Origin of the sequence: Burkholderia sp. Ac-20365 (genome assembly GCF_017104715.1) — a bacterium.
Classification (GTDB): domain Bacteria; phylum Pseudomonadota; class Gammaproteobacteria; order Burkholderiales; family Burkholderiaceae; genus Paraburkholderia.
This window is the reverse complement of sequence record NZ_JAAGPI010000013.1, coordinates 89,030-100,359: the sequence shown is the minus strand read 5'-3', so window position 1 is coordinate 100,359 and position 11,330 is coordinate 89,030. Positions and strand designations below refer to the sequence as shown.

The 11,330-nt window shown below is 62.7% G+C and carries 9 protein-coding genes and 1 pseudogene; all 10 read right to left on the bottom strand.

The genetic code is table 11. The features are described 5' to 3' along the window. Positions 1-9 precede the first annotated feature (9 nt). Positions 10-912, bottom strand: coding sequence for an SMP-30/gluconolactonase/LRE family protein (locus tag G3O01_RS22995; RefSeq protein WP_205807876.1), 903 nt, complete (start codon positions 910-912; stop codon positions 10-12). 40 nt (positions 913-952) lie between these two features. Beyond that, positions 953-1,930: pseudogene (locus G3O01_RS22990) on the bottom strand (3-hydroxyacyl-CoA dehydrogenase). Beyond that, positions 1,923-4,022, bottom strand: coding sequence for an ABC transporter permease (locus G3O01_RS22985; protein WP_205807873.1), 2,100 nt, complete (start codon positions 4,020-4,022; stop codon positions 1,923-1,925). The pseudogene G3O01_RS22990 and the gene G3O01_RS22985 overlap by 8 nt, the downstream one beginning before the upstream one ends. Before the next feature lie 10 nt (positions 4,023-4,032). Continuing rightward, positions 4,033-5,556 (bottom strand): sugar ABC transporter ATP-binding protein, encoded by a 1,524-nt coding sequence (locus G3O01_RS22980; protein WP_205807871.1) that lies wholly within the window; start codon positions 5,554-5,556, stop codon positions 4,033-4,035. A 9-nt stretch (positions 5,557-5,565) separates the two neighbouring features. Then, on the bottom strand, positions 5,566-6,693 hold the full coding sequence (locus G3O01_RS22975; protein ID WP_205807868.1) for a sugar ABC transporter substrate-binding protein: 1,128 nt from the start codon (positions 6,691-6,693) through the stop codon (positions 5,566-5,568). A gap of 40 nt (positions 6,694-6,733) precedes the next feature. Further along, positions 6,734-7,513 carry an N-acyl homoserine lactonase family protein gene (locus G3O01_RS22970; RefSeq protein WP_205807866.1) on the bottom strand — a complete coding sequence of 260 codons (780 nt, stop codon included), beginning with the start codon at positions 7,511-7,513 and terminating at the stop codon, positions 6,734-6,736. A gap of 14 nt (positions 7,514-7,527) precedes the next feature. Further along, the gene (locus tag G3O01_RS22965; protein WP_205807864.1) at positions 7,528-8,460 is read right to left on the bottom strand and encodes a 3-keto-5-aminohexanoate cleavage protein; all 933 of its coding nucleotides are present in this window, start codon (positions 8,458-8,460) and stop codon (positions 7,528-7,530) included. A 14-nt stretch (positions 8,461-8,474) separates the two neighbouring features. Then, positions 8,475-9,281 (bottom strand): SDR family oxidoreductase, encoded by an 807-nt coding sequence (locus G3O01_RS22960; RefSeq protein ID WP_205807861.1) that lies wholly within the window; start codon positions 9,279-9,281, stop codon positions 8,475-8,477. A 31-nt stretch (positions 9,282-9,312) separates the two neighbouring features. Further along, a complete protein-coding gene (locus G3O01_RS22955; protein WP_205807859.1) occupies positions 9,313-10,038 on the bottom strand; it encodes a GntR family transcriptional regulator in 726 nt (241 codons plus the stop codon). Positions 10,039-10,298: 260 nt separating this feature from the next. Then, positions 10,299-11,264, bottom strand: a complete 966-nt coding sequence (locus G3O01_RS22950; RefSeq protein WP_205807855.1) for a TIM44-like domain-containing protein — start codon at positions 11,262-11,264, stop codon at positions 10,299-10,301. Positions 11,265-11,330: the final 66 nt, after the last annotated feature.

The following is an 11,330-nucleotide window of genomic DNA, read 5'->3' as shown; positions in this document are numbered from 1 at the left end:
TGGCTCCCATCACCCGGCGAATCGCGGCTCCGGCAAACCCCGTACACCCAGCCCCGTCACTGCAAACAATCCGCCCTTATCGCGCTCTTTCTGCGGAATGCCCCACATCGGGCGTCCCATCGTTGTCACATAGAGCGTATCGAGCTTCGGGCCGCCGAACATCACGCTCGTCAGGTTGCGCACGGGAAACTCGACGATGCGGTCCAGCTTGCCGTCCGGCGCAAAGCGCAAGATGCGTCCGCCGAATACGAGCGCCGACCAGACGTAGCCTTCGGCGTCGACAGACGCACCGTCGAACGTACCCGCCATGTTGCATGCCGATGCAAACAGGCGCCGGTTAGCGGCCGCGCCCGTTTCTATGTCGTAGTCGTACGCGTACATTTCCTTGCTGTACGTGTCCGTGAAATACAGCGTGCGATTGTCCGGGCTCCAGCACGGTCCGTTCGAGCAACTGATACCCGAGTCGAGCCGCGTAACCGCGCCCGTCGTGTCCAGCCGGTACAGGCCGCCGCTGCGCGTGGAGCGCTGTCCGCGATCGGCGTCGTAGCGATCGAAGTCATACGACATCGTGCCCGCGATAAAGCGTCCGCGCCGGTCCACTTTCCCGTCGTTGAAGCGCGTTTCCGGATCGTCGCTTTCCGGATCGGCAATGAACTCGACCGTCTGCGCGTCGAAGTCGTAGAAATGCAGCCCGTTGGCGAGCGCCACGACCGCGCCGCCCCGCTCACGCAACGCCATCGATCCAATATGACGCGGCACGAAGAAACGCTTCACCTCGCTGCCGTCGGCGTGGCAACTGTAAATCTCCGCTGCCGTGCTGTCGATCCAGTACAACCGGTCTTCATTCACGTCCCACAGCGGGCCTTCGCCGAGGTGATTGTTCGCATCCACAAGCAAGCGTACTTCGGGCATCGTTGTCTCCTTGTTGGCGTGATGTTGACGGTCCTGCCTGTCACTCCTCGTCGTTCAGTGCGCGTCGATGCGCGAGCAGCGCCATCAGGCGGCGATCCCGCCAGCGGCTGCGCGCTTCGATATCTTCACGCGGCAGCACGGCGCGACGTTCCGCATCGACCTTGTCGAGCGTAGCAGCCTGCCATTCGAATGGAACACGTGTCGCCGCGATGCTGCGATAGGTGCCACCGTAGCGCGACGCGTAATCCGCGACGCCGCCCGGCGCATTCAGATCGATTGTCTCGAACGGTCCCATGAAGGACCAGCGCATCGCGAGGCCATCGCGTATCACGGTGTCGAGATCGGCGGCGCTTGCGTAGCCCTGTTCATAGAGACTCAGCGCTTCGTCGAGCAATGCGCCTTGCAGACGGTTCAGCAGAAAGCCCGAGATCTCGCGATTCACGGTGACGGGTTTCTGTCCTGCCCGCTCGTAGAACCGGTGCGCGCGTTCCATCGTCTGCGCCGACGTCCACGGCGCACCGCATAGCTCGACGAGCGGCACGAGCGACGGCGGATTCACCGGATGCGCAACCAGACAGCGAGCACGCCCTTGCAACCCTTCCGTGAAAGTCGATGCCGGCAGACCCGACGTCGAACTCGCGAGCAGCGCATCGGGTTGCGTCAGATGATCCAGTTACGCGAACAATTCACGCTTCGCGTCGACGACTTCAGCGATGTTCTCCTGCACGAGATCCACGTCTGCAACGGCCTCCGCCAGCGTTTCGCATGCCGTGATGCGCGCCACGACCGTATCGACCGGCTCATCGAGCAGATCGAATGACGCCAGGTCCTCGACGCTCTCGCGTATCGCGGGTAGCGCGCCTTCGAGCATGTGCGCGGCTGCATCGTGGATCGTCACTTCGAAGCCGCTGCGCGCGAACACGATCGCCCACGCGCGACCGATACGTCCCGCGCCGATCACCGCCGTCCTTTCTGTCTGCATGCGCTTTATCCTCCGCTTTTTTCGATCGTTATGCACGCTTGTCACGCAGCGTGATGACGGCCGCCAGCACAACGAGCCCGTTGATGATGTCGCGCACGGCGGGCGGCACTGTCGTGCCTGCGAGCAGCGTGCCGAGCGCCGTCAGCAGCAACGCGCCGCCGAACACGCCAAGATAGTGGCCGCGGCCGCCCGTGATCAGCGCGCCGCCCACGACGACCACTGCGATCGACGGCAACAGATACGGATCGCCCATGCCGAGAAACGCCTGCGAACTGAAGCCCGCGAGCAGCAGACCAACGAGCGCCGAACACAGTCCCGATAGACAGTACACAGCAATCAGCGTCGAGCCGACGCGTACGCCCGACAGCCTCGCCGCCACCTGCGAGTTGCCGACCGCATACACGCGCCGTCCGAACGGCGTGCGATGCAACAGCAACAGCGCGACGACGAGGAACAGCGGCACGCTCCAGCCCGCAAGCGACAGCGGCCCGAGCCTGCCGTTGGTGAATTCGCTGATAACAGACGGCGACCAGCCTTGCGGTGAGCCATTGCAGTAGATCAATGTGAGGCCTTGCAGCAAGCCATTGGCCGCGAGCGTCACGACGATCGGCGGCAGGCCGAGCATCACGACGCCCACGCCATTGAACACACCAACCAGCAGACCCACACCGAGCACGACGGGCACCGCCCACGCCGCCGCTTCGTTGAGGCCATGCGTGAGGCCCGTCAGCAGCACGCCGGACAGCGTGATGAGCCAGGGCATCGACAGATCGAGGCCGCCCGTCAGAATCACTGCGCCTTGCCCAAGGCCTAGGATCGCGAGAAACAATGTAAGCGTGAGCAGGCTGCTGTAGAAGTTCGCGCTTGCCAGCACGGCCGGCCCGTACACGATGCCGGTGATCACCACCACTGCGAAGAACAACAGATACGCGGGCGTCACGTACTTCACCCATTCGCGGTTGCGCTCGATCCAGTCCGCAATCGCGCGACCCTTCAGTTCCGTGTTTTCGAGTGTGCGGAAGCTATCCACTTCGAACGACACACGGCGCGCATGGACGTCGTTTTTTGCACGCGTGCCGGATCGCACCGCCTTGAACCACTGCGCCGCGTGACGCGCGCATTCGTGCGCCGCCGACTGCTTGCCGATCGACGAACCCAGCACGGCGAGAATCAGGATGATCGCTTCGGCGATCGTCGTGAAGAACGCCGACACGTTCAGCACGAGCAGAATGTTCACCGTGATCATCAGCGTCATCGCGGCAAAGACGGTACCGACGCAACCGCCTCGCCCGCCGCCGAGCAACGTGCCGCCAAGCACGACAGCGGTGAACATCGACAACAGCAGCGGACGTCCAACAAGCGGATCAGCCGAGCCCGTTTGCGCCGACACATACAAGCCCGCCGCCGCATAGAACACGCCCGCGAGCGCATACGTCGCGATGCGATAGCGCGTCACGGGCATGCCGTTGGCGTAGGCGCCGTCCGGATCGCTGCCGAGCGCATACACGCCGACGCCGAAGCGCGTACGCCTGATGAACGTCCAGACCAGCAGCGCCACGATCAGAAGCCCCGCCGACATCGGCAGCCGCTCGGCAATGAGATCCGACGTGAGCACCGCGCCGAACTGATCGCCGACGCTGCCGCCCGGCTTGTTCTGGATCAGCAGCGTCATGCCCTGCACCATGAACATCGTCGCGAGCGTGACCACGATCGACTGCAGCCGGAACCACGCGATCAGCGCGCCGTTCACCAGACCGATGCCGCCGCCGATCGCGAGAATGAGCGCCGCACCCATCCATTGCTCGACGGGCGAGCCCTGCACGAAGCGCACCGCGAGCACATTGGAAAGCGACACGACAGCCGACGCCGACAGATCGAATCCGCCCGACAGCACCACGATGGTCTGTCCGATCGCGGCGAGCGCAAGCGTCGTCGCGCTGGAAATGACGGAGCCGATGTCGTAGAAACCCACGGGCGTCGCCGACAGCGAAATCCACGCGACGAGCATCGCCACGAGCGCGCTGATCGCAATGATCAGTCCGCGATGATGATCGATTCGCGCGCCCCAACCCACGCGCGCGCCTGGCCGCACGATCTCGCTGTCGGGCGACGCTATGGCTATCTTCATGACCAACCTCTCAGCTGGAAAGCATTTTGCGCATCACACTTTCCTCCGTGAGCGCATTACCGGACAGCTCGCCGACATTGCGGCCGCGATACATCACCGACACGCGGTCGCACACATTGACGAGTTCGGGAACATCCGTCGAATAGAACAGCACCGCGCCGCCGGCTGCCGCAAATGCGCGCATCAGCACGAAAATCTGATGCTTGGTGCCGACATCGATGCCGCGCGTCGGATCGAACATCAGCCACACGCGGCTTTGCGTGAGCATCCATTTGGCCATCGCGATCTTCTGCTGGTTGCCGCCTGAAAACGACAGGCACGGCTTGTACAACGCGCGCGGATTGACCTCCATCTGCGCAAGCGAGCGGCTGATCGCAGCCTGCTCGCGCTTGCGGTCGATCAGCCCAAAACGCGTGTATCGCCCGATCACCGGCAGCGACACGTTCTCGCCGCCCGGCAGTCGCAGGAAAAGCCCTTCTGTCTTGCGGTCTTCCGGCAGGAAGCTGGTCGACACGCCGGCTTTCAGTGAATCGGCGGTGGACGTGAGCGTGACCGGCTTTCCATCGATGCGAATTTCGCCGTCGTCGATATAGGTCGCGCCGAACAGCGCCTCGAAGAGTTCGCGCTGGCCCATGCCCTGCAAGCCCGCAATGCCGTGCACTTCGCCCGCCTTGAGTTTCAGATCGAAGTCGGTCACGACGCCGTCTACGCGGATGCGCCGCGCTTCGATGGCGGGCGGCCGCGATTGATCCTGCGCGATCTCAGGCGGCGCTTCCTTCGGCGGATACTTCGCTTCCATCGACCGGCCGATCACGAGACGGATCACTTCATCGTCGGAGATAGCAGCAGTTTCGAACTCGCCGACATCCCGCCCGTTGCGATACACCGTGAGGCTGTCGCAGAACTCGCGCACTTCCTGCATCCGATGTGAAATGAACACGAACGTGACGCCGTTCGTCTTCAATGCGTCGATGCGCCGCGCGAGCCACGCCACGTCCGCGCCCGACAACGCCGAGGTCGGCTCGTCGAGCAACAGCACTCGCGGATCACGCGTGATCGCTTTCGCGATCTCGATCTTCTGCCTGACGGGCAGCGACAGATCGCGGATATACGCGCCGGGACGCACGTCGGAAAGCTCCAGCTTCTCGAGCCACTCCGTCGCCTGGCGCATTGCCTCGCGGCTCTTGATGCGCCCGAGAAAACCCGTCGGCTCGTATGACATCAGCAGGTTCTGCGCGACGGTCAGATCGCGCACCAGCGTCATTTCCTGAAACGCGGTCTGCACGCCGGCGCGATGCGCGTCCTTCGGGCCACGCATCGTCACGTCGTTGCCCATCACGCGGATACTGCCCGCGTCGGGTTGCATCAGGCCGGACAGCAGCTTGACGGTCGTGGACTTGCCCGCGCCGTTCTCGCCGAGCAAGGCGTGCACGGTGCCGCGCCTGACCCGGAACGACGCCCCGTCGAGCGCAACGGTCGCGCCAAACCGCTTGGTCACGTTCGACAGGTCGATGGCGAGAGAAGCGTCGTTCATGGCGAACCCTCAGTCCTGCTTGCCCGTGAGCGCTGCGTTGAAGCCGACTTCCTTCGTGTCCTCGGAATAGATGTCCGCGAACCAGCCCGGCGGCACCTTGTCCGGCATGAAGGCCGTGCAACCCGCTTTCAGTTCGTCGATGCTGCCCGTCTTGCACAGCTTCGATTGCGGCGTTTCGACCAGCGGCAGCTTCAGCGTGATACGTTGCGGGAAGTCCTTGCCGTCGAGCTTCTGCACGGCCATCTTCAGTGCCATCGCGCCGGAATACGGCGGCGCGCCGTATGAAATCGAACGATATCCAATCGAGCGATACGCGCCCTGCCCCTTCACTTCGCCCGGCGGCAGCATCTGCACGCGGTGACCATTCGACGACTCGCCTGCGCAAGGCTTGATCTTGTCATCGGCGATTCCCGCTTCGAGTTGCATCGACGCTGCCGTGAAGCATCCGACCTGCATCCACAGGCCGTCGATCTTGTCCCAGCTGTTGGTTGCGAGAATCTTCGACAACTCGGTCTTGGCGGTCGCCTGGCTCCACATGCCCGTGCCTTCAGCGACGATCTTGATGCCCGGATACTTCGCGAACACCGCCTTTGCCGCTTCGGTGCGCGCACGATCCACCGACGTGCCCGGCACGCCATTGATCAGCACGATGTTGCCTTTGCCGTTCAAGGTCTTCGCGAGCCATTCAGCCGTGACGGTGCCCGCCTGATGCTGATCGATCGTCACGTTGTGCGCGCACGGCTCGGTGACTTCGCCGTCATACGCTGCGACGACCACGCCTTTCGAGCACGCGTTCTTGATCGCGCGATTCAACGCGGTCGGCGAAATCGGGTAGATGATGATGGCCTTCGCGCCCGCCTGAACCATCGAGTTGATCTGCTGGATCTGCTTCTGCGCGTCGGTGCCCGCGACCTGCACTTCCAGATCCACCTTGTCCTTGAGCGCGGGCGTTTCCGCCATTGCCTTGACCATGTTTGCGGCTTCTGTCTGCCAGTCGTTGCCGACATAGCTCATCGACAGAAAGATCTTGTACTTGCCCGCCGCGTGCGCCTGCCCCGATACCGCGAGCGTCGCCGCGAATAGCAGGCCGAGCGCTGCCCGGCCCGCATGACGAATCGATTGCGTCCATGCCTTCATGTCTTCCTCCAAACGTTCGCTTATTGTCTTGAACTACGCTTTAGCCAGAAGTTGATACATGCGGCAGGCGCGCGCCTGCCGGCAATGCGATGCCTGCGCTGCCCGGCACGACGTTGGGATCGTGGCCAGGAATCACGAAATCGGCGATCTGACGAATGCGCGTGAGCGAGCCGATTTCCGCGAGCGTTTCGTGCACGATGCCGACCGGCACGAGATCGACGATGTTCTCCATGCAGTTCGCGCAATCGCCCGCGATCAGCACGACGCCGTCTGCCGTATCGACGGCAACGGATTGATGACCTGGCGTGTGGCCCGGCGTCGGGACCACGCGCACGCCCGGCACGATATCGGTGACGCCATGCACGAACTGCCAGCGGAAATAGGCCAGCGGCTCACGGCCGATCAGAAACTCCTGGTAGTACGTCGCTTGCGTTGGCAGCGGATGCCCGGCGTACTCCCACTCTTTCGCCTGCACGATGAAGCGTGCATTCTTGAATAGCGTGTTGCCGCCCGAATGGTCGTAATGCAGATGGGTATTGATGACGATTTCGACCTCGTCCGCGCTCCAGCCGACGTACTCCTTGAGTGCGCGTTCGAGTTTTTCTTCGGGAGCCTGATCGCAAGGGCACACGAAATTCGACACCCAGCCCGGATCATGCACACCCGTATCCACGACAATCTTTTTCTGCGCGCCGACAATAGCCGTCGACCAGACGGGTACTTTTATCGACTGGCCGAAATAGCGGCCGTAGACCTGCGAAGAGCGATCGACGGTCAGCCAACCCGTCGGCATCGCGACTACTTTCAGCCTGGCACTCACAATGGCCTCCGCTGTCAGAAGTTGGTGTTGTTCGCACCTTTGAGTTGCAACATCTCGCGCGCCTCGGCAGGCGTGGCAATGTCGAGCGACAGGCCTTCTATCACCTGGCGAATCTTCTTCACCTGCGCAGCGCTCGATTCCGCGAGCTTGCCAGGTTCGATCCACAGCGAATCTTCGAGACCCACGCGCACGTTCGAACCTTGCGCGACACCGATGGAACCGAGCGAGATCTGATTGCGGCCAGCGCCGAGAATCGACCAGACATAGTCTTTCCCGAACAGCCGGTCCGCCGTGCGCCGCATATGCGCCAGGTCTTCAGGATGTCCGCCGATACCGCCGAGCAGACCGAACACGCTCTGCACGAAGAACGGCGGCTTCGCGAGTCCGCGATCGACGAAATGCGCGAGGTTATACAGATGCGAGATGTCGTAGCACTCGAACTCGAAGCGCGTGCCATTCGCGCCGCACGACGTCAGGATGTATTCGATATCCGCGAAGGTGTTCTTGAACACGAGATCGCGGCTGTTTTCGAGGTGCTTGCGTTCCCAGTCGTACTTCAGTTCCTTGAAACGATCGAGCATCGGATACAGGCCGAAGTTCATCGAGCCCATATTCAGCGACGCTACTTCCGGCTGAAAATGATGCGCGGGTCTCAGACGTTCCGCGACCGTCATGTGCGGGCTGCCGCCTGTCGTGAGATTGATCACCGCATCGCATTCGGCCTTGATACGCGGCAGGAATTCCTGAAACACAGCGGGGTCCTGCGTCGGATGGCCATCAACCGGATCGCGCGCATGCAGATGGATGATTGCAGCGCCTTCCTTTGCGGCCGCCAGCGCGGCGTCACCAATCTGCTGCGGCGTGACGGGTAGATACGGCGACATCGACGGCGTGTGGATAGCGCCCGTCGGCGCGCATGTGATGATGACCTTGCGTTTCGTTGCCATTTAAGCCTCGTGCGTTAAAGGACTTCAACGTTTCCGCAGACAGAGATTGCTTGACCCGAAATACCGCTGCCCGCAGGCGAGCACAGAAACAGCGCCGTGGCGGCCACTTCTTCCGGCGCCGTCATGCGGCGCAGGGAAATTTTGGCGAGATACTCCTTCTCCATCTCTTCGTAGGACACGTTCATCTGCTTCGCGCGCGCGGCAATCACACGCTCGATACGCGGTCCTTTCACGATGCCCGGTTGAATCGTATTGACGCGGATGTTCGACGGCCCCAGTTCGATTGCGAGGCTCTTCGTCAAACCGACAATCGCCCATTTCGTCGCGGCATAGGGCGTGCGGAACGCATAGCCAAGCCGGCCCGCCACCGACGACAGCGCGATGATCGTGCCGCCGTCCTTCGCCTCCCGCAGAAGCGGAACCGCGCGGCGAGCGAAATAGAACTGTGCGTTGAGATTCACGTTGATCGTGCTCTCCCATTCGCGCACATCGAGTTCGTCGATACCGCCCGTCGGCCCCGCGATGCCCGCGTTGTTGACGAGCACGTCGAGGCCGCCGAGTTCGGTCTGCACGTCGGCAAACACGCGCGCGACGGCATCCTGATCCGCGACGTCGGCGAGTGTCGCGGTAATGCGATTGATCTCCGTGCTCTCTTCCGCTTTCATGAGCGCATCGATCGCCTTCTGACTCGCATCGCAGACATGCACGCGTGCGCCCACTTCGACGAACGCGCGAGCGATTACGAGTCCGATGCCAGAAGCGCCACCTGTAATGAGCACGCGCAGGCCCGCGCGCGGCTTCAGCATGTGAAGTACCGTCATTACCTGTCTCCGGGATTTGTGTTTGCTGGAATCAGGCGCGTGCCTGTTCGTTGCCGACTTCGTTGCCTTGTACCGCGCTCCTCAAGCGTTCGTGGAGATCGGCCGCCGCGTCGCTGATGTCTTCTTCGATCCCCGCGCGCGCGCCTTCGCCATCACCACGCCACAGCGCCTCGACGATATGGCGATGCGCCGCCATCGACCGGCGCATATGCGGGATGTCGGGCGCGACGAGATTCAAAAACGGACCAATACGCATCCACAGGTTCTGGATGGTCGCCAGCGTGATGTCGCTTGCGCCGTGCGTGTAGATCGCAATATGAAACTCGAAATTGCTGCGCAGGTAGGCGGGGACGTCGCCCGCTTCGACATGCGCGTCCATCGTGTCGAACACATTCTGCAGAGCATCGAGATGCTCACGCGTCATCCGCGATGCCGCCCGTCTGGCGACGGCACCTTCGAGCGCGACCCGCACGTCGCGCAACTCTTCGAGCAGCTCGGGCGTCATTGGCGGCACCATGAGTGCGCGGCCCGGGCCGTCGATCAGCGCGCCTTCGGCCTGCAAGCGCGTCAGCGCGGCGCGCACCGGCATCGTGGACGAGCCCACTGCTTCCGCAACGCTGCGCAGGCTCAGCAACTGGCCGGGCGCAAAGCGTCCCGTCATGATCGCTTCCCTGAGCTGCGCATAGACGCGGCCCGCCATCGTCTCCCGGGCAACGAGTTCGAGTTCGGGCAATTCGGAATTCGTGCGTGTGGCCATTTCAGTTTTTCGTTGAATCGGGACTGGCGATCTGTAATCTGTGACCTGTGATCACACTTTGCTTGAACACAGTCTGGTCGTCGTCGACGGATGAGTCAACATGAATTGCGTAGGGGAAAACACCGGGGAACTGGATGGCGCCTGAAGGACTCAGGGCCGTGCGACTCGCGCCGTACATGTTCGACGGCGATTGCCGGGCAATACAAACGGCATCGGCCTGCTGACATGCAGCAGGCCGATGCCCTTACAACAATGCGCGGTTAGTGGTTGATCTGCTGGATACCCGCCAGACGCCACGCCTGACCGCCCTGCGCGTTCTTCACCAGATTCCAGATCTCCTGGAACGGCTCGGCAGTCTGCGCGTCGTCCTCTCGCATCCGACCATAGAAGCGCACGCTGACCAGCGTTTCATCGGCGTTGCTCTCCGTGCCCAGCACTTCGGCGTCGAGTTGCGTCACTTCCGTCACACCCGGCTTGCCGCCTTGAGCTTCCAGATCCTGCTTGAGCCGCATGAACATGTCGTGCGTCGTCAACTCGAACATGTCGCCCTGGTCGTTCCGGTCCCACGCGCTCTGAAGACGCATGAACAGGGTCTTCGCCGATGCCAGAAAGGCAGCCTGGTCGGACCCGAGCGCGAGTTCCGGCGCCTTCACGGCGCCTGCAACTCCCGTCGAACCCATCGCGGTAGCCGGCCAGTTGCCCGACCTCGCGTCAGAACGCGCCTGGCCAAACTGGTTGAACAGCGATGAACCGTTGGTCTGCTGCCGGTTCGCGGCGCCATGTCCATACGCCAGATCCGAACGGCGTCGGTTGGCGATAAAGCGGAACAACATCACGCCCGCGAGAACCACGAGGCCGATCAGCAGCGCATTCGACAGCATTTGCGCGAGCCCTTCACCCAGACCAAACGACGACAGCAGCGCCGCAATGCCCAAGCCAGCGGCGAGGCCCGCAAGCGGGCCCATCCAGCGGTTACCTGCCGCGGCTGCAGGCGTCTGCGCGGTCTGTTGCGCCGTCTGGGCTTGCTGGCTTCGCTGCGTTTGCCCAGACGGCGACGCCGCCTGAGACTGGCGCCCGATACTTTGACTGCCGCCCACCCGCTTCGCTTCGGCATCATTCGATGCCACGGCGCCAAGCGCGAGCAGGCCCGCCAGGCCGAGCGCCGCGGTCCCGCGCGTCACCGCACCGGCAGCACGTCGAAGTTGATTGACGAATTGCGTGAACATAAAAAATTTCTCCATTGGTATGTCGGGGCTACCTGCATCGCGCGCCCAAAGAGCACACGCTTTAAA